The 19,003-nt window shown below is 66.6% G+C and carries 14 protein-coding genes and 1 tRNA gene; 13 read left to right on the top strand and 2 right to left on the bottom strand.

Annotated elements, in window-relative coordinates:
- Positions 1-16: 16 nt before the first annotated feature.
- From glp to ASD42_RS11720, 5 genes are all read left to right on the top strand, one after another.
- The gene (glp, locus tag ASD42_RS11740) at positions 17-1,276 is read left to right on the top strand and encodes a molybdotransferase-like divisome protein Glp (protein WP_056813926.1); all 1,260 of its coding nucleotides are present in this window, start codon (positions 17-19) and stop codon (positions 1,274-1,276) included.
- A gap of 12 nt (positions 1,277-1,288) precedes the next feature.
- Positions 1,289-1,939: a GNAT family N-acetyltransferase gene (locus tag ASD42_RS11735; protein WP_056816118.1), complete on the top strand. Its 651-nt coding sequence runs from the start codon at positions 1,289-1,291 to the stop codon at positions 1,937-1,939.
- A 136-nt stretch (positions 1,940-2,075) separates the two neighbouring features.
- Complete coding sequence (sepX, locus tag ASD42_RS11730; protein ID WP_063893635.1) at positions 2,076-3,083, top strand: divisome protein SepX/GlpR; 1,008 nt, start codon at positions 2,076-2,078, stop codon at positions 3,081-3,083.
- Positions 3,084-3,180: 97 nt separating this feature from the next.
- Positions 3,181-3,253, top strand: a tRNA-Ala gene (locus ASD42_RS11725).
- 521 nt (positions 3,254-3,774) lie between these two features.
- Positions 3,775-5,364 (top strand): glycosyltransferase family 39 protein, encoded by a 1,590-nt coding sequence (locus ASD42_RS11720; protein WP_056813920.1) that lies wholly within the window; start codon positions 3,775-3,777, stop codon positions 5,362-5,364.
- A 67-nt stretch (positions 5,365-5,431) separates the two neighbouring features.
- On the opposite strand, the gene ASD42_RS11715 is transcribed toward ASD42_RS11720, so the two are convergent.
- Positions 5,432-6,916, bottom strand: a complete 1,485-nt coding sequence (locus ASD42_RS11715) for an MDR family MFS transporter (protein ID WP_056813917.1) — start codon at positions 6,914-6,916, stop codon at positions 5,432-5,434.
- Positions 6,917-7,241: 325 nt separating this feature from the next.
- On the opposite strand from ASD42_RS11715, the gene ASD42_RS11710 reads away from it, so the two are divergent.
- Positions 7,242-8,168 (top strand): alpha/beta hydrolase, encoded by a 927-nt coding sequence (locus tag ASD42_RS11710; RefSeq protein WP_235569384.1) that lies wholly within the window; start codon positions 7,242-7,244, stop codon positions 8,166-8,168.
- Positions 8,169-8,495: 327 nt separating this feature from the next.
- On the opposite strand, the gene ASD42_RS11705 is transcribed toward ASD42_RS11710, so the two are convergent.
- The gene (locus ASD42_RS11705) at positions 8,496-10,781 is read right to left on the bottom strand and encodes a hypothetical protein (RefSeq protein ID WP_235569383.1); all 2,286 of its coding nucleotides are present in this window, start codon (positions 10,779-10,781) and stop codon (positions 8,496-8,498) included.
- Positions 10,782-10,971: 190 nt separating this feature from the next.
- Between ASD42_RS11705 and ASD42_RS11700 the strand changes: the two genes are divergently transcribed.
- From ASD42_RS11700 to ASD42_RS11670, 7 genes are all read left to right on the top strand, one after another.
- Positions 10,972-11,415, top strand: coding sequence for a GyrI-like domain-containing protein (locus tag ASD42_RS11700; RefSeq protein WP_056813911.1), 444 nt, complete (start codon positions 10,972-10,974; stop codon positions 11,413-11,415).
- On the top strand, positions 11,412-11,852 hold the full coding sequence (locus tag ASD42_RS11695; protein ID WP_056813908.1) for a hypothetical protein: 441 nt from the start codon (positions 11,412-11,414) through the stop codon (positions 11,850-11,852). Before ASD42_RS11700 ends, ASD42_RS11695 begins: the two co-directional genes overlap by 4 nt.
- A 241-nt stretch (positions 11,853-12,093) precedes the next feature.
- Positions 12,094-12,774, top strand: coding sequence for a hypothetical protein (locus tag ASD42_RS11690; RefSeq protein WP_156677428.1), 681 nt, complete (start codon positions 12,094-12,096; stop codon positions 12,772-12,774).
- Positions 12,771-14,900 carry an Rv1355c family protein gene (locus ASD42_RS11685; RefSeq protein ID WP_056813905.1) on the top strand — a complete coding sequence of 710 codons (2,130 nt, stop codon included), beginning with the start codon at positions 12,771-12,773 and terminating at the stop codon, positions 14,898-14,900. The genes ASD42_RS11690 and ASD42_RS11685 overlap by 4 nt, the downstream gene beginning before the upstream one ends.
- A gap of 74 nt (positions 14,901-14,974) precedes the next feature.
- The gene (locus ASD42_RS11680; RefSeq protein ID WP_056816113.1) at positions 14,975-16,792 is read left to right on the top strand and encodes a putative bifunctional diguanylate cyclase/phosphodiesterase; all 1,818 of its coding nucleotides are present in this window, start codon (positions 14,975-14,977) and stop codon (positions 16,790-16,792) included.
- A gap of 9 nt (positions 16,793-16,801) precedes the next feature.
- On the top strand, positions 16,802-17,791 hold the full coding sequence (locus ASD42_RS11675; protein WP_056813902.1) for a GAF domain-containing protein: 990 nt from the start codon (positions 16,802-16,804) through the stop codon (positions 17,789-17,791).
- 79 nt (positions 17,792-17,870) lie between these two features.
- Complete coding sequence (locus tag ASD42_RS11670; RefSeq protein WP_056813899.1) at positions 17,871-18,998, top strand: glycosyltransferase; 1,128 nt, start codon at positions 17,871-17,873, stop codon at positions 18,996-18,998.
- The last annotated feature ends 5 nt before the right edge of the window (positions 18,999-19,003 follow it).

The raw sequence follows: 19,003 nt of genomic DNA, 5'->3' as shown, positions 1-19,003 counted from the left end.
TAGATTCAGGAGCTCGATGCGCTCGGTTGAGGATCAGCTGATCAAGGTCACCGCGGCTGCGGTCGCACCCCGGCCGGTCCGGGTGGCGATTTCCGAAGCCCAGGGTTTGCTGTGCGCGGAAGACGTCGTCACCGAACGGCCGCTGCCAGGCTTCGATCAGGCCGCCATCGACGGGTACGCGGTGCGCAGCGTCGACGTCACCGCCGCGGGCACCGATGTGCGCGACGAGGAGGGTGAGCTGATCGACCTCACCCTGCCGGTGGTCGGCGAGGTGGTGGCCGGTTCACGCCAGCCCATCCGATTGCAGCCGCGCCAGACCGTCCGGGTCGATACCGGCGCGCCGCTGCCGACCCTGGCCGACGCGGTGCTACCGGTGGAGTTCACCGACGGTGGGCGGGCCAGGATCAAGGTTTTCGAGCCGGTTCGCTCGGGCGACTACGTCCGCCGCATCGGTGACGACGTGCAGCCCGGTGACGTGGCTGTCCGGGCGGGCACGATCATCGGCGCGGCCCAGGTGGGCCTGCTCGCCGCGGTCGGCCAGGACAAGGTGCTGGTGCATCCGCGCCCGCGCCTTTCGGTGATCTCCATCGGTGGCGAGCTGATCGACATCGACCGCACGCCCGGTCCCGGCCAGGTCTACGACGTGAACTCCTATGCCCTGGCGGCGGCCGCGCGCGACGCGGGCGCCGATGTGAACCGGGTCGGCATCGTCAGCGCCGATCCGCGCCGACTGCGTGACGTGGTCGAAGGGCAGCTGGTGCGCTCGGAGGTCGTGGTGATCGCGGGTGCGGTCGGCGGCTGGGCCTCGGATCAGGTGCGCGAGGCGCTCGACGGCCTCGGCGAGCTCGAGGTCGACCGGGTGGCGATGCACCCGGGTTCCGTGCAGGGTTTCGGCCGGCTCGGGCGCGACGAGGTGCCCACCTTCCTGCTGCCCGCGAATCCGGTGAGCGCCTTGGTGGTGTTCGAGGTGATGGTCCGTCCGCTGATCCGGATCGCGCTCGGCCGCCGTCAGCCGATGCGTCGAATCGTGAGCGCGCGCACCATCACTCCCATCACCTCGATGCCGGGCCGCAAGGGTTACCTGCGCGCGCAACTGCTGCGCGACGAGACGACCGGCGACTACCTGGTGCAGCCGCTCGGCAACGGCAACGCGGGCTCCTCGCATCTGCTGGTGTCCCTCGCCGAGGCCAACAGCCTGATCGTGGTGGAACCCGACGACACCGATTTCCGCACCGGTGACGAAGTGCAAGTCGCGTTCTTGGCGCAGCGCGGCTGAAAAATGGAATCCATGAACGTATTCCGGGCCGGACAGCATCCCGGCTGGCCCGCCCGGCTCGGTCCGGTAATGGTGGCGGGCGGCAAGGTGACCCTGCGACCGGTGCGTTTTCGTGATGCCGCCGCGTGGAGCCGGATCCGGCTGCGCGACCGCGACCACCTCGAGCGCTGGGAACCGACCGGGCGCGGCAGTTGGGAGGCGCGCAATCACGCGTCGAACTGGCCGTCGCTGTGGACGAGCCTGAAGGCCGAGGCCCGGCGCGGGGCGATGATCCCGCTGGTCATCGAGGTCGACGGGCAGTTCAGCGGTCAGTTGACCATCGGCAACGTCGTTCGTGGTGCGCTGCGCTCGGGCTGGATCGGGTACTGGGTGGCCAAGGATCTCGGCGGTCAGGGGGTGGCGACCGCCGCGCTCGCGCTCGGCCTCGACCACTGCTTCGGCCCGGTCGGCCTGCATCGCGTCGAGGCGACCGTGCGGCCGGAAAATCTTGCCAGCCAGGCGGTTCTGCGCAATGTCGGCTTCCGGGAAGAGGGCCTGCTGCGCCGCTACCTCGATGTCGACGGTGCCTGGCGTGATCACCTACTGGTCGGTCTGACAGTCGAAGAGGTTATGGGCACTGTGGTAGATCGCCTGGTCAGGGAGGGTCGAGCGGCGCTGCCGTGAAATTTCTGTTACTCATGTGGCAGGTGTGCACGGCGCGCCTGCCACACGGGCGCGTCTGCCCGAATTAACCTACGGACGTCAGTGGTGCGTCCACAGAGGGACAACACGTAGGTGGGGACGGGAGGTGATGACCGCGATGCCGAATTCGATCCTGTGGATCGGACTGGTGGTGCTGTGGGTCTTCGTCCTGTTCCCGATCCTGGCGGACCGGCATCCCCGGATCCGCCGCACCACCGATGCCGCGCTCGCCACACGCGTGCTGCACCGTGGCGGGGCCGAACGACGGATCCGCATCGGCGCGGCGGGCGGTCACGAGAGTGACCCCGATTACCGACCCCGTGTGCTTCGCAAGCGCTCCCACCGAACTGATTCGGAGGATCGGATGACGACCGAAGAGCCCGTCACCGAAGATGACGACGAAAAGTTGACCCCCGCAGTCGAACTCGAGGCCGCCGAAGCCGAGGTGGACCACGACGACCTCGGAGAGCCCACCGCGACAGCCGATCCCGACGACGACGAAACAGAAGATGCCGCGGCGCAGCCGGTCTCGGCGGAAGCCGACGAGGACCCATTCGTCGCCGCGCGCATCCCACCCGCGCCCCCGGCCCGACTCGACGACCTCGTCGTCGAGGACGCCGAATTCGACGATGACGACGACTTCACCCCGTCGCGTCGCGGTCGCGGCGGCTACGACCCCGAGGCCGACGCGATCGCCCGCGCCGCCCGCTACAGCTTTCGCCAGCGCGCGGTCATGGGCCTGATCGTCGGCCTGATCCTGTTCGCCGCGTTCGGACTGCTGCTCAACTCGATGTTCTGGTGGGCGTGCGGGCTGTCGGCGGCGGTGCTCACGGGCTATCTCGCCTACCTGCGTAAGCAGGTCCACCTGGAGGAGGAGATCCGCCGCAGGCGCGCGGCCCGCCTCACCCGTGGCAAGCGCCAGGAAGCCGCTGAAGCCACTCCGGAGGCGGCTACCACCCGGCGCACCATGGACCGCGACACCGCACGCGCCCTGCGCCGTCGCTCCACTCTGCTCGACACCGACGACGAGGACCCGAGGTTCGAGTTCCTCGAAATCTTCGATCCGGCCACTTCTCGCGCACTCCGCAACCGGGTCGAAGACCTCGGTCAAGCCGTCGGCGAGTAACTGGTGCAACCACGCAAATCAGCAGGTCAGAGTACCGATTCGGTATCGGGGCGCAACCCCTGATACAGTGTCACAGCGCGGTTCGCCAGAGCCGCACGGGGCTATAGCGCAGTTGGTAGCGCGTCTCGTTCGCATCGAGAAGGTCAGGGGTTCGATTCCCCTTAGCTCCACCCCCAGAAGGGCCCGGTCACCGACCGGGCCCTTTCTCTGTTCCTGGCGAACATCCGCCGCCCCTCCGCCGTGGCGCGCACTCTAGGCGCGATACGAATAGATCGCATGCCCCCAATAGTTATGGCACGATACATTGATGAATATTTACTGGTGAGTAATAGTAGTTTTCATTCCCGGTGTCGGTATATGCAGAATTTCATTGTGAAAGCTTCATTTTGCTGTACAGCACTGGATTCAACTTATTCGCAAACTATATAAACCGTAATATCGGTCACGTTAGTAACGCTGACCAAGTGGTAGCCGATAGACCGAAAATGGCTATTACTGTGCAGGTCAATGCATTTGCGGACCCTGCTGAATGGCAGTAACGTTCCGGTAAATCACATGATCCGCGCAGGACCGCGAGCGCTCGCTCACCAAGTTCGCTGCCGGGGAGGAATCGTTTCACCAGCGAACAGATGTGACGTCACCATCGGGAGGGGCGTCGAACGCGTCTGTTGGAAAGCATCAGAGGCAGTTCATGACAGCGGTCATCGAGGTTCGTTCCGAGCCCGAAGAAATACCGAATACCCATCCGTCGTTCGCGTATCGTGGCGTCGCGCTGATCGCTTCGATCGCCGCGATCGCGCTGACGGCAACGGCGGGCCGTTACGACTACTTCGGTGACGAGCTCTATTTCCTCTCCGCCGGTCGGCGACTCGACTACACCTATGCCGATCAGGGCGTGGTGGTGCCGATGTTCGCGTGGATCGCCGACCAGTTCGCACCGGGATCGGTGACGGCCCTGCGCTTCCCGGCTGTCCTGATGTGCGTGGGTGCCGTAGTCGTGGCGGCACTGATCGCCTACGAACTGCGGGGCAGCCACCGCGTTCAGATGCTCGCCGCGGCCGCGTACGCGTTGTCGGGACTGGCGGCCAATCAGGTCGTGCTGAGCACGTTCTCCTTCGATGCCACCTTCACGGCCGTGATCACCTGGCTGTTCATTCGCTGGGTTCGCACGCGCCAGGACTGGCTGATCGTCGTAGCCGGACTGGTCGCCGCCCTTGATATGCAGGTGAAGTGGATGATCCCCATCGTCTGGGCGTGCCTGGGCACGGCGGTCATCCTGTGCGGTCCCCGCGACATCCTGCGCCGCCCCGCGCTGTGGGTGGCGACCGGCATTCTCGCTTCGTCCCTGATCCCGATTCTTTACTGGCAGTCACAACACAATTGGCCACAGCTGGCAATGGGTGCGGTCATCGGAGCCGAGCAGGACGCCACCGGTTACGGTCCGGTGGGATTTCTTCCGCAGTTTCCCATCTTGGCCGGCATCCTGGGCACATTGTTGCTCGCTATCGGACTCTGGGCGGCCTTCGAGCAGGAGTCGCTGCGCCCGTATCGATTTATCGCGGTGGCACTTGTGATCATGACCGCGTTTGTCATGTTCACGCATGGACGGCCTTATTATCCGGGCGGTCTCTTTCCCGCGATGTTCGCCTTCGGCGCCGTCGGCCTCTGGCAGTACGACCGGAAACGGTGGATGAATGTGGCGCTGGTTCCGATCGCCGGCATCTCGGTGCTGACGACCATCGTGACACTCACGGTGATACCCCTCGCGCCCAGTTGGCGCACACAAGCCGAGGACGCGATCGACCTCGGACTCCGAACGGCATTCTTCGGAAACACCAATTGGTCATTGATGGTTTCCGCGGTCAACGACGGCTACCGCACGCTGACGCCTGCGGAAAAGGCTGACGCCGTCATCGTCGCGCAGGGCTATCCGCAGGCAGGTGCGGTCGAACAGTTCGGCAGGCAGTACGGCTTGCCCGACACGTACAGCCCGAGCCGTGGCTTCGGCTTCTTCGGCCCGCCACCGGACTCGGCGACGTCGGTGGTCTACGTCGGGCTCGACACCGCCGAACACGAACTGCGCACCCGTTTCACCGAGGTGGAGCGCGTAGTCCACCTCGACGATCCCATGGGTATCCCGGGCATCGACCGCATGACCGCCGTCTGGGTCTGCAAGGGTCCGAAGCAGCAGTGGTCGACCATGTGGGATTCCATGACCACGCTGTATTTCGATCTCGGCCTCTGGCGAGACGGTCGGACCACCACCCGACCCACGCACTGAGCGAGGACGACACAAACGAACCCCCGGTCGCGAAGGCGGCCGGGGGTTCGTCGTTGGATCCGGGAGGTCAGTTCTTGACCAGCTCCGGCTCGTCCGCCTCGTCCTGCACGGGTGCGGCGTGCGGGTCGGTCGCCGCGCGGTTCGGCAGCAGGACCGCCATGGCGATCACGACCAGGGCCAGGGTGGCCGAGATCAGGAAGGCCAGGCGCATGCCGTCGAGGGTGGCGACGGCCGCCGGGGTGCCCTCTTCGATGAGCGAGGTGCTGCGGGCCGACATGACGGTGACCACCAGTGCGGTACCGAAGGCCGCCGCCACCTGCTGGATGGTGCCCAGCATCGAGCTGCCGTGCGAGTACAGGTGCATCGGCAGTGCGCCCAGGCCCAGGGTGAACACCGGAGTGAACGTCGCGGCCAGCGACACCATCAGCAGGATGTGCAGGCCGAGCAGCTGCCAGTACGGCATGTCCATCGAGATCTGGGTGAAACCGGCCAGCGAGGCCGCGATGCCGATCGAGCCGGGGATCACCAGCAGGCGTCCACCGAACTTGTCGAACAGCTTGCCGACGGTCGGGCCGAGCAGACCCATCGCCAGACCACCCGGCATCACCAGCAGGCCGGTCTCCAGCGGGCTCAGACCGCGCAGGTTCTGCAGGTACAGCGGCAGCAGGATCATCGAGCCCATCATCGCCAGGAACGCGATCGACATCAGGACCAGTGCCTTGGTGTAGGTGCCCTGCAGCAGGACGCGCAGATCCAGCAGCGGGGTTCCGTTGCGCTGCAGGCTGATCTGACGCAGCGCGAACGCCGCGATCAGCGCGACGCCGGCGGCGGTGATCAGTGCCGCGGTGGCGTAGCTGTCACCGTGGAACTTGCTCAGCCCGAACACCAATCCGCCGAAGCCGAGAGCCGCCAGCGCCACGCTGGGGAGGTCGAGCGTGCCTGGCTGCGGCTCGCCGACGTTCTCCAGCTGACGCAGACCCAGCCAGGTGACCAGACCGGCGATCGGCAGCATCACCACGAACAGCAGCCGCCACGAGTCGATGCCGGGGATGTCGATCTGCAGGATCAGGCCGGAGATGACCGGGCCCATCGCGGGCGCCACCGAGATGGCCAGGGTGACGTTGCCCATCACGCGACCACGGTCCCGCTCCGCCACGACGGTCATCAGTGTGGTCATCAGCAGCGGCATCATCACCGCGGTGCCGCCTGCCTGGATGACGCGGCCGACCAGCAGCACCGCGAACGTCGGCGCGAGCGCCGAGATCACGGTGCCCGCGATGAACACGCCCATCGCGGCCGCGTAGGCCTGCCTGGTCGTGACCCGCTGCAGGAACCAGCCGGTGGTGGGAATGATCGCGGCCATCGTGAGCATGAACGCGGTGGAGACCCACTGCGCGGCGACCTCGGTGACGTGGAGATCGCTCATCAACCGCGGAATCGCGTTGATCATGATGGTTTCGTTGAGGATGACGACGAAGGTCGCGAGCACCAGCACGCGGATGACGGTCGGTGTCTTGCCCTTCGTCGTCGGCGTGGATAGATCGGCTGGCATCGGGGTAACCTCCGGAGGACATGGGGTACGGCGGGGCGTGAGCTGTGGCCCGATGCCGAGTCGACGACGTCCCGGCACCACAAGAGAGAAGACGGATTCCGTCGGTCCAACTCATCGGGCGCCGGTCAGTATTCCGGGCGGGTACGACACAAATCACCTGGTTTTCCGGATTCGCGTCAGCGCGAATGGATCGAAAGTCGCAGGTCCCGGGGATATCGAAGCTAATCTCGGGCGGGATGGTGAGCCTGGTCACTGCCCGATTTCGACCTACGGCGCGCCGGTGTGTTCCCGGAGTGGCGCCCGAAATGCGGGGTATACCGATGAGGTGACTGCATCGAGAACGTGGCTTGCTGTGGTGTGCGCGATTGTTGCCGCTCTCGGGGGCGCGAAGGCATCGGCTGATCCGGGGGCCTATGTGGCGGGCGAGGCGCCGCTGGGTGGCAGGTCCGCGCAGATCGATGTGTACTCGCCCGCGATGGGGCGGGTCATCCAGAACAAGGTGATCAAGGCGGCGGGGGCAGGGGCGCCGACGTTGTATCTGCTCACCGGGGCCGGTGGTGGGGCGGACGGGATCTCGTGGTGGGACAACACCGACGTACGCACCTTCTTCGCCGACAAGTTCGTGAATGTGGTGATGCCGGTCGGCGGCGCGTACACGCTGTACACCGATTGGATCTCCGATGATCCCGGGGTGGGCCGGGTGCGGTGGGAGACCTATCTGACGCAGGAGTTACCCGGGGTGATCGACGGCGCGCTCGAGACGAGTGGGCGCAATGCCATCGCCGGTGTGTCGATGAGCGCGTCCTCGGCCCTGGATCTCGCGATTCGGAGTGGTTCGCGGTTTTCCGCGGTGGCGGCGCTGAGTGGTTGCCCGTGGGCGTCGGATCCGATGGGGATCGCGATGGCCAGCGCGCAGGCGGTGCGTGGCGGTGGGAATCCGGGGAATATGTGGGGGCTGCCCGGTGGGCCGGGGTGGCAGGAGCACGACGTCTTCGCCAACGCGGGGCGGCTCGCGGGGAAGGCTGTTTTCCTGTCCGCGGCGACGGGGGTTCCGGGTGCGCAGGACCGGGGTTTGCCGATGCCGCCGATCGAGGCCCTCGCGGGGGCGTGCACGGCTGCTTTCGCGGGGCGGTTGGGGCAGTTGGGGATTCCGGCTGTGCATGTGCATCGGCCGAGCGGGTCGCATACGTGGGGGCAGTTCCAGGCTGACTTGCATGAGGCTTGGCCGCATTTGGCTGCCGCTATCGGGTGAGAAGTAGTCCCGGACGGTTTGACGCTGTGTTTTTGGCGCGCTGGCGCGCGCGTGTCCGCGGCCCTGAGGGGCCGCCGGTCAGGCACCGGTGCTTGCTCCTTCGTCGCCTACGCACCGGCGCCTGACCGGNTTGGCGCGCTGGCGCGCGCGTGTCCGCGGCCCTGAGGGGCCGCCGGTCAGGCACCGGTGCTTGCTCCTTCGTCGCCTACGCACCGGCGCCTGACCGGCGACCCGGCCGCGGACCGGCCACTTCGTGGCCGTCCCTCCCTAGGGGTCGGGAGTGCGGTGGGTGGGTTCCTAGGGGGGCGGGAGTGATGGGGTGGGTTCCTAGGGGGCGGGAGTGCTGGGGGTGGGTTGTTGAAGACAGGGATCGGCTGGGGTGGGCTGAGTGGGGGATGGGTTCGGTGGGGGGGGTAACACGGTGACCAGTTGGGGGGTCGGGGGATTGCTCGAGGGGTGGGGTTCGGGGGTTTCGGGTGGGTTGTGCCGGCGGGTGCGGCGGAAAAACCACTGCAGGGTCGCGATGCCGATCAGGGCCAGCAGGGCGGTGGTGAGGCTGATGGACAGGCCGGGTGGGCGCCAGGTGACGGTGAGGGTCGCGTTGCGGGTACCGGGGGGAATGTCCACCGCGACGAAGGTTCCCGCGACGGCTCGGATGGGGATTTCGCTGTTGCCGAGGGTGGCTGTGTAGCCGGGCCAGGCCAGGCGGGACAACACGATTCGGCCGCCGGTCCCGGACGAGACGGTGGCGCGGTTGGTGAGGCCGGCTTCGGGCATCACGCTGGCGTGGACGCCGGATTCATGGGCGATCAGGTCGCCGGGGGACGGTAGTGGGTTCAGTCGTTCCAGTACCCAGATCTGGTGTTCGTGACCGGGGTAGTGGACGAACTTCCAGCCCGCGGGGACCGGGTCGTTTCCCGCGTTCGGATACTGACTGCGCTGCAGGACGATGCGATCCAGCCGCATCAAATCGACGATCGGTGTGTCAGTCGACGGTTCGACAGCGAAGACCCGCTTGTACGCGTCGGGGCAGGTGCCGCCGTCCCATGCCATGCACAGCAAGCCGGCGAAGGCCGCGTGCCCCACGGGGGTGTACCCGTTCACGTATTGCAGCCCCAGGTTCTTGGCGTAGCTGCCCAGTGCGATGGAGCCGTAAGTGCCTGCGAGCGTTCGCTCTTCGTCGCGCACCATGATCCGGTCCGCCAATTGCAGTGTGCGCCCGCCGAAATCGGGGAACGCGGCGGTCATGTCCGAGCGCTGCTCGGGGAATCCGTACGACATCGGGGTCCGCGGCGCGGACGCCACCTGGACGAAGGCGATCGGGAACGTCGCGACAATCGTCAACGCCGCCGCGGCGGCGATCCCGCGCGTGCGGGCCAACCACACCACTGCGGCCCCGAGACCGAGCACCACGAACACCGCGAGGGCATGCCGTTCGACGAGTTTCGGTGCGGCGGAGAACGATCGGATGAACAGCAACGCGATCAGCGCGCCCGCCGCCGCGTAACGCCGCCGCGACGACGAGAAATCCCCGTAGCGACTGATCAGCACACACACCAGCACCAGCAACGCGATCGCGAGCATCGGCAACACCCGCGCCGGCCACCGCAATGGACCGATCGCGCCCGGCCCGGCCGTCCACATCAGGGTCGCCACCGCGAACAGCGCGATCCCGCTCCAGGACGCGGCGGCGCGCGCGGCGGCCTTCCAGTCGATGAACGCGAGCGCGGGAATCACGAACCACGCGATGTAGACCATCGGTAGCGGCTGCACATGCCCCCACCACGCGGTGAACGCGGGCACGGTGCTCGGCAGGCTGGCATTGAGCGATTCCGACCACGGCACGGTCAGGAACGGGTCGTTGTGGATGGTGGAGACGTCACCGCGCCAGGTGGCCTGCGAGGACAGCAGGATCGGCAGATTCGCGATCATCGACGCGAGCACCGCGAGGCCGGACGCGGTGAGCAGGCGCAATACCGGCGCCCACCGACGCTGGTGCAGGTACTCGCCCGCGGCGACCGTCGCGATCATCAGCCCGGATTCGACTGCGGGAAAGGCGTATTGGATGGTCAGCGCGAGGTACAGGAACACGAACAGCGGAATCGGTCCGGTCCGCCCTCGGGCGTAGAGCACCGCGGAGGCCCACGCGTGCACCAGCCAGGCGGTGCCGGTCTGCGAGGTGAACCAGCTGGCTTCGTCGAAGAACAGGAACCAGCCGCTGAACGGAAACGCCACTCCGGCGACCGCGGCCCATGGTGCGCGGGCGCCGTAGGCCAGGCAGATGCGAAAGACGCCGAGCGCGGCGATCGCCGAGAACACGAATTTCACGGTGGTCGCGTACAGCGCGAGATTGTCGAAGGAGGGCGCCAGCACGTACACCAGCAACTGCGCGGGGTTGTAGAGTCCGGCCTCTTCGAGGCTGTAATTGCCCGCCATCCATTCCCACGGCACCATCGCCGGGAATCTGCCCGCCCGCAATTCGGTACCGAGCAACTGCCACATCGGCACGTATTGCGCCTCGGTGTCGTCGGTGTAGAAGTGCCGCGAATCCCCCAGCAGCACAGCGAGATATCCGACCAGCACGGCCGCGATGACGACACCGGCCCAACCCACGACTTGTTTTCGCGGTTCCAGCGCCGCGCGTACCCACACGAGCGCGGGAGCTTAGGGCATGGAGATGAATCGAACAATAGCGCCAGGCGTCCATTCGGCGGTGGTGGACATTTGTCCAGCTCAGATATGGTTAGGGTGGGGTTTGATAGCATTGCGCAACCCGAGCAGGACCCTTCGAGAGAGTCATCAATTGCAGTTCGAAATCGTCGAGCGGGACGAGACCTGGGTGGCCGGTCTTCCGGTTCGCAGTCCCAAACGCGCACTCGGTGAGCTGCGCGACCGTGACCTCGAAGCGGCATGGTCGGCGGTCTTGCATCAGGATCTCGGCGGGCCACTGGCCAGCGCCTACACCGATTACACCGGCGAGTTGAGCACCTACAACACCCAGATCGTGGGTTATCAGTGTGAATCACTCGACCAGGTGACTCGTGGACATCTGGCGGCTCGGCTGCCGCGCGGCGCGTACGCGCGCTTCTCCTCGGTCGGTAATTTCCCGCAGGTGATGACGGATCTGTGGACCCAGATCGCCTACGCCGAGGAGCACAACCAGATCAAGCGCACCTTCACCGGCGATTTCGAGTGCTACCCGCACGCCTACAAGATCGACCTGTACCTGGCGGTCGACCCGCGATGACCTATTCGATCGTGGTCCGTGGCGCGGCGCTGTACGGCGGCCTGGCCGTACCCCGGGTGCATCCGAGCTTCAAAGTGAGCAACAGCGATCTGATCGAGTTCCTCAAGGACCGACTGCGCGACCGGCCCGGCGCCGGCGAACCGCTGCACACGGTCTACGTCCCCGATCCGGCGGGAAATTGGAACGCGCTGGTCGCGCGCGAATACGCGACTCCGGCCGACGTGCCGGTGGGCGATCTCATGCTGCGCGTTCCCAAGGGCATCTACGCCCGTTTCGCGCCCAACGGTGACTATCACGACCCGGTGGAAGACGTGTGGGCCCAGGTCGACGACGCGACGGCGTCGGCCGAGATCTCCCGCGCCTACCGCGAGGAGATCGAAGTGTGGCACGGCCCCGACACGGTGGAACTGTTCGTGTCGATCACTGTCGATAGCTGAAAGTTAGCCGAATTCGAACCGATCGGTCTTGACTCGTTCACCTTTCGCACATTCACCCGTTCTGACCTGGGATTATTTCAACTGGCTCAGAAGGTTTCCGGAAAATTAGCCACTCGTATGGTGGATTCCTTCGTAATGACGGATACTGCGTAGGAAATCTTTGGCTGGTCGGACTAAGCCGACGTGGGTGTAGGTACGGAGTTGTATGAGGGTGTCGGCTCACACCGGCTCGGATGACCGGGTGGTTGGTGCGAATGCGGGCGGGTTGCGGTACCTCGACAGCAGTTCTGGATGTCATGTCCGCATCTGTTCCCCTCGGGAAGATCCGGCGCTGTGGAATCAGTACCTCGAGGGTGCGCTGAATGGTTACCGGCACTACGGAGTTCAGGACGCGCTCGACGTCGAATCGCTCGCCGACGGCAGTTCGACAACGGTATTCCTTGCCGCGATCGACCCCGACGGCTCGGTGGTGGCCGGATTGCGCGCTCATGGGCCACACGCGAGCGCCGATGACATCCCCGGATTCCGCCCGTGGCTCGGTACTCCAGGCGAGGCCGCCTTGCGTGCGTCTGTCGAAGCCAAGGTGCCGAGCGGGGTCGTGGAATCCAAGGGTGGGTGGTCCACGCGGTCGGTCCCGCGCAGGCCGGAACTCGGCGCGTTGGTGGCCCGCGGCGTCGTGCACGTCACCTGGTTGCTCGACGTGCGGTACGGCTTCGGTGTGAGCCCCCTGCACCAGCTCGATTCCTATCGATCGAGTGGAGCGCGACCCGATCCCGGCATTCCCGCAGTGTCCTACCCGGACGAGCGGTACACCACCGTGCCGGTGTGGTGGGACCTGTCCGATCTCTCGGCGGCGACGCCGGCACAGCTGGAGCTGATCGATGCCGAACGTGCGCAGCTACTCGAAGCGCGACGCTCATGATTCGAGATCTCGTGCCTGCCGACATCTTTCGACCGTTGGTGCTCGATGACGCTGTCCCTGCCGACGCGGCCGAGTTGGCCCGCATACGGGAATTCCCCGGAGTCGCGGTTATCGATCTGCGTCCCGCGATGCGATCGGAGCTGGCCCGGCTCAAAGCCGCACCCGAGGCGGATCCGGCAGATGATCGCTGGGTGTACTACCCGTGGCGGTCCTCGCTGGTCGCCATCGTCGGCGCTCCCGCGTTTCGCGCGATTCGGCAGGACCGTAACCGGAACAAGGTGACGATCGTCGAGCAGCGAGAGCTTCGCGGGCAGGCGGTCGGCGTCATCGGACAGAGCGCGGGGCACGAGATCGCCTACGTCATCGCGCTGGAGGGCACCTGTGGACTGCTGCGGATCGCCGACTTCGACACCGTCGAACTGTCGAATCTGAATCGCATTCCCGGTGGTCTGTTCGACATCGGGCTCAACAAGTGCGTGGTCACCGGGCGCAGGATCGCCGAACTCGATCCATACCTGCCTGTCGAGATCTTTCCGGCGGGCGTCGACGAGTCCTCGATAGACGAATTTTTGACCGGCCTGTCGGTGGTGGTCGAGGTGTGCGATTCCCTCGACGTGAAGCTCGCCGCGCGCGAGGCGGCGAGGCGCCACCGCATTCCGGTGCTGATGGAGACCAACGACCGAGGTCTGTTCGATGTCGAGCGATTCGATCTCGAACCTGATCGGCCGCCCTTCCACGGTCTGCTCGGCGAGACGATGGAGTCCGACCTGCGCGGATTATCGAACAGGGACAAGGCCCCGCATGTGATGCGGATTCTCGATCCGAATCAGCTCTCGGCACGACTAGCCGCCAGCCTCACCGAAATCGACGAGACGGTGACCACCTGGCCCCAGCTCGGCAGCGATGTCGGGCTCGGCGCGGCGATCATCGCCACCGCGGTGCGCCGGATCGGCCTCGACCAGGCGCTGCCGTCCGGTCGAATTCGCATCGACTTGGAGCGGGAGCTCGACGGACTCTGCGAACCCGATCGCGGTGACCGGATATTCACCGCCGACGCACCGCTCGTCGAGTCCGATGAGCCGCATACGCCGATCGCGCGCATTCTGCACAGCATCGAGCGCGCACCGTCGGGCGGGAATGCGCAACCGTGGGCGGTGCATGTCGACGGCTCCGTCGTGCACCTCGCTGTCGACCCGGCACGCACTTCCGGGATGGATATCGGATTCCGGGGCAGTGCGGTAGCTCTCGGTGCCGCCCTTTACAACGCCCGCGTAGCCGCCGCAGCTCAGGGTTTGCTGGGAACGCATGAGATCGTGCTCGGTGGTACGGCTCCGGTCTCCGCTCTCCTGCGGCTCGGTGCGCGCGCTGACCCAGAATTGGCCGCCGATTACCCGGGGATGCTCACGCGCGCCACCAATCGGCACCTCGGCGACGGTCGCCCTTTGGATCCGGAAGTGCTTGACGCACTGTCTGTTTCGGCTGCAGCCGAAGGTTCGATCGTGCACGGGCTCGTCGATCGCGCGGCGCTCGGCGAGGTCGCGGAACTGCTCGCCGAATCCGACCGCGTCCGCTACCTGACGCCCCGATTACACGCGGAGATGTTCGGTGAATTGCGCTGGCCCGCCGACGATTTACGTACGGGCCTCGATCTGCGAACCATGGAGCTGGCTGCCGACGAGCAGGCCAAGTTGGATATCGGCGCACGCGCCGATGTGATGGCCTACCTGCGGGATTGGTCCGGTGGTGTGGCACTGGGTGACTACGCGCACCAGCGCATTTCGTCCGGGTCCGCGCTGATCGCGATCACCTGCCCGGCCGGAATCGCCGCCGATCTGACCGACTATGTGCGCGGCGGTTCTGCCGTGGAGCGCGTATGGATTGCCGCGCAGAAGCTGGGCCTCGCGGTGCAGCCGATGTCGCCGGTTTTCCTCTACGCCCGTGACGACAACGATTTGCGCAACGTATCGGCAGGATTCACAGATACACTGGCCTCGATCAACAAACGGTTCTCCGCACTGATGGGAATTCCCGGGCACGAGACGGTCACGGCAGTATTACGACTGAGCTATGCGCCCGCGCCGACAGTACGGAGCGCCAGGCTCCCGGTACTCGGTCCAGGGAACTGACAGATAGCACGATCGGAGAAACGGTGCCTCGGCGAAACCTCGACTCGTTGGTGACGCAGGTCGCCTCGGAGTTGATGGGTGTCGACGCCACGACCATGGTCGCAGCCAGTGAACGCGTTCTCGCGAGCCTGGTTGACTACTTCGACGTGGAGTTCGCCTACCTGCGCCACACCGTTCGCGAGCTGCGCCAGACGGTGCTGATCGCCGAGTGGCCGCGCCGACCGTACGTGCCCGAGCCTGACCCGCTACGCGTCATCGAGTTCGCCGAGGCCGATTCGCTGTTTCTGGCCAGCGAGAACGCCGTCGAACCAATCCTCGTCAGCCGTGGTGACGAGTACCCCGACTACCAGGAAATGATCCGGCAGAGCACCGGTATGCCCTCGATGGTGACCGCGTGCGTTCCCCTGGTCTCCCGTGGGGTGTCCACTGGCGCGCTCGGCTTCGTCCGGCGCGGAGACCGTGCGTGGACCACCCGTGAGGTCAATGTGCTCAAGGCCATCGCCGCCTTGTTCGCGCAGTTACAGGCCAGGGTGGAAGCCGAGGACCGGCTGCGTTACATCGCCTCACACGACGATCTCACCGGCCTGGCGAATCGGCGCGCGTTGCTCGAGCACATGGAGGAACGGCTCGCGCCGGGCAACCAAGGTCCGGTCGCGACCTTCTTCCTCGATCTCGATCGACTCAAAGCACTCAACGACTTCCTCGGGCACAACGCCGGCGACAATTTCATTCGCACGCTCGCGGCCCGATTGCGCAAGAACTTCGCGCCAGAGGACATGATCGCGCGCCTCGGCGGTGACGAGTTCGTCATCGTGCCTGCCAAGACTATGGACGCGGTGGCCGCCGAACTGGAAGCGAACAGGATCCAGGAGCTGGTCGGACGCCGGGTCTCGGTCGGGCAGGAGTCGGTGAGCCGCGGGGTCAGCGTCGGCGTCGCACTCGGTGTGCCCGGTGAGACGACGGTGTCGGACGTGTTGCGTCGTGCCGACCACGCGTTGCTCTCGGCGAAATCCGGCGGTGGCAACGGCATCGCGGTGTTCACCGATGCCATGCGGGTCCAGTTCGAGTTACAGGACGACGTCGAGGTCAACCTGCGCAGCGCGGTGTCCGACGGATCGATGGTGCTGCACTATCAGCCCGAGGTCGACCTGCGCACCGGACGGATCGTGGCACTGGAAGCGCTGGTGCGCTGGCAGCATCCGACCCGAGGGCTGTTGCCACCGGGTGCGTTCGTGGCCGTGGCCGAGGCCACCAACCTGGCGGGCGAGCTCGGCCGGTGGGTGATCCGTTCGGCCTGTTCGCAATTTGCCGATTGGCGCCGCCGTGGGCTTGCCGCCAACGTGGTGATCCGGATCAATGTGTCGCCGGTCCAGCTGGTCAGCGCCGATTTCGTCGAGCGCATCGAGGACATTCTTCGCCTGTACGGCATCGATGGCAGCTCGGTCTGCCTGGAAATCACCGAACACGTCGTTGTGCAGGATCTGGTGCGAACCCGGCTCACCCTGCGCGGCCTCAAACGAATGGGCGTACAGATCGCCATCGACGATTTCGGTACCGGCTACAGCTCGCTCTCGCACCTCAAGGCGCTGCCCGTCGACGCCGTGAAAATCGATCGCGGTTTCGTGCAGCGCCTCGGTGACAGCGACGATGATTTGGCGATCGTGAAGTCGATCATCGGATTGGCCGGGTCGTTCGGCCTCGGCGTGGTCGGCGAGGGTGTGGAGACGCCGATGGCGGCCAGAACGCTGGTCGGCCTCGGCTGTTACCGCGCGCAGGGGTTCCTCATCGCCCGCCCGATGCCGGGCGAGGAAGTGGAATCGCACCTGCGTGAGGGCCGTATCCCGCTCGACCTCGACCTGCCGCGGGCTGGCCGCGGCGTGGCGTCGAGCTGAATCGCGGCGATGCCGACCGACGATTGGCTTCTGGTGGAGACCCTCGTTCCCGGTGGTGAACCGACGGTGGTTGCCGCGGGCGTGCACCCGAGGCATTGGTCCGGGCTCGGCTCGCTGCGTCGCGTTCTCGGCCCGTCCCGAGCAGGGATCGCGGAGGAGGCGGTGCGGCATTGCCAGGCGGGCGCAGGACCTCGACACGTGGTCGAGGCGGACACGGTGGTCGTGACCGAGCCGGTTCAGTGCGCTTTCGGCGGCGTCCACGGGGTGCGACTGTGGGCCGGGGCCGCCGATGCCCCGATCCCGCCACCGCGGCGGGTCGCCGCGTGGGATTGGGACGCCGACACCGAACTCGCCCATCACGGCCCGGGTTTGGAGGAACTCGTCTTCGCCAGGGATCCCGAGCAGGTGCGGGTGATCCGCACCCCGCCCGAAGCGTTCGGTCGGATGGCGCGCTTCGACGGGCGCATCGATTACTTCACGATGGTCGCGCAGCTCGACGACGGTGGACAGTGGCAGGGCGAGGTCGACATGGTCGGCGACGACGACGAGGTCCGCCACTTCCAGATGATCACCAGGGCGGTGCCCGCACACCGCCGGATCAGCGCGCTGATGCACGCGATTCCAGAGCTCGACACGGCACGGCCCGCCGCCGATCCCGACGCGGCCATGCTGCGCGCCGTCTCGCAGTGCAGCGGCGTCGGCGTCGGCATCATCGAGTTGACCAGCGCGCTGATCTACGAATGGGCCGGTCCACCGCTGCCGCCGCTGGATCGCTGGCTGGTGGAGCGCCCCACCATCGACCTCGACGATCTCGCCGTGCTGCGGACCGCCTGCCACGACCTGGCCCGCGCCCCCGGCACCGCCAGGCAGCTGTCGCTGCGGCTGCGGTTCGCCAACGGGGATTGGATGACGGCGCGGGCCGAATTGGTTGCCATGGGTGTGGGGCACGGGCTGCTGCGGGTGTGGTCAGCCGGTGACGGTTCGCCCGACGACCACTGAGCCGCATCTTTCGACGCTGTTCACCTCCCGTTCCTCGGGCGGGAGCCGTAGGTAACCCGCGCGGCGCGACGATCGGCGGGTGCGCATCGTGCAGCTAGCCAATTTCTATGGCCCGCGATCGGGTGGGTTGCGCACTGCCCTGCACCACCTTGGTGAGGGATATGTGGCAGCGGGGCACGAGGTGGTGCTGATCGTGCCGGGGTCGCGTCGTTCGGAAGAGGTGCTGCCCACGGGCGCGCTGCGAATTACCTTGCCCGCATTGGGGATTCCGTGGACCGGTGGTTATCGGGCGGCTGACCCGCGACGGGTGGCCGATGTGCTGTCCGGGTTGTCGCCGGATGTACTCGAGGTGTCGGACCGGCTCACGCTGCGTGGATTCGGTCGGTGGGCGGGGCGTCGTGGGGTAGCGAGCGTGATGATCTCGCACGAGCGCCTCGACCGGCTGCTCGGCCAGTTCCTGCCAGGGCCCGCCGCGCGCTGCTGCGCCGATGTGGCCAATCGGCGCACGGCCGCCGAATACGACATGGTCGTGTGTACCACTGATTTCGCGCGCGAGGAGTTCCTGCGGATCGGTGCGCCGAACGTGGAACTGGTGCCGCTCGGCGTCGACCTCGACCTGTTCAGTCCACGCCGCCGTGACCTCGGCCTGCGTGCCGCTCTCGGGGTCGACGGACATCCGATGCTGGTGCACTGCGGACGACTGTCGGTGGAGAAGCGCGTGGACCGCAGCATCGAGGCGGTCGGCGCCCTGCACCGGGCCGGGGTACCCGCCCGGCTGGTCGTCGCGGGTGACGGTCCTCGCCGCGAATCACTCGAACGCCGCGCCCGCACCCTGCCGGCCCTCCCCGGTGGTGAACCGGCGGTCCACTTCACCGGCTTCATCAACGAGCGCGCGATGGTGGCGAAACTCCTTGCCACCGCGGATGTTTCCTTGGCGCCCGGCCCGCACGAAACCTTCGGCCTCGCGGCCCTGGAAGCATTGGCCGCGGGCACCCCGGTAGTGGCCAGCCGTTCCTCCGCGCTCGCCGACATCGTCACCGCCGAATGCGGAGCCATCGCCGCGGACCGACCCCGGGCTTTCGCCCGAGCCGTCACCGACGTCCTGGCCATGCCGACCTCCGGCCGCCGCCTAGCCGCCCGCTCCCGTGCCGAACAGTTCGGCTGGCCGCGCGCGGTCGCGGGGATGCTCGCGGTGCTGGGGCGCTGAGGCCC

This window comes from Nocardia sp. Root136 (assembly GCF_001427185.1).
In the GTDB taxonomy this organism is placed as follows: domain Bacteria; phylum Actinomycetota; class Actinomycetes; order Mycobacteriales; family Mycobacteriaceae; genus Nocardia; species Nocardia salmonicida.
Note: the sequence above shows the minus strand (reverse complement) of the source record. Positions and strands in the feature narration are given on the sequence as shown.

Bases quoted from the DNA above. Each gene is read 5' to 3' on its own strand.
- ASD42_RS11720 (WP_056813920.1), top strand. From the start codon at position 3,775: ATGACAGCGGTCATCGAGGTTCGTTCCGAGCCCGAAGAAATACCGAAT.
- ASD42_RS11695 (WP_056813908.1), top strand. From the start codon at position 11,412: ATGACCTATTCGATCGTGGTCCGTGGCGCGGCGCTGTACGGCGGCCTG.
- sepX (WP_063893635.1), top strand. From the start codon at position 2,076: ATGCCGAATTCGATCCTGTGGATCGGACTGGTGGTGCTGTGGGTCTTC.
- ASD42_RS11685 (WP_056813905.1), top strand. From the start codon at position 12,771: ATGATTCGAGATCTCGTGCCTGCCGACATCTTTCGACCGTTGGTGCTC.
- ASD42_RS11680 (WP_056816113.1), top strand. From the start codon at position 14,975: ATGGGTGTCGACGCCACGACCATGGTCGCAGCCAGTGAACGCGTTCTC.
- ASD42_RS11675 (WP_056813902.1), top strand. From the start codon at position 16,802: ATGCCGACCGACGATTGGCTTCTGGTGGAGACCCTCGTTCCCGGTGGT.
- ASD42_RS11735 (WP_056816118.1), top strand. From the start codon at position 1,289: ATGAACGTATTCCGGGCCGGACAGCATCCCGGCTGGCCCGCCCGGCTC.
- ASD42_RS11715 (WP_056813917.1), bottom strand. From the start codon at position 6,916: ATGCCAGCCGATCTATCCACGCCGACGACGAAGGGCAAGACACCGACC.
- glp (WP_056813926.1), top strand. From the start codon at position 17: ATGCGCTCGGTTGAGGATCAGCTGATCAAGGTCACCGCGGCTGCGGTC.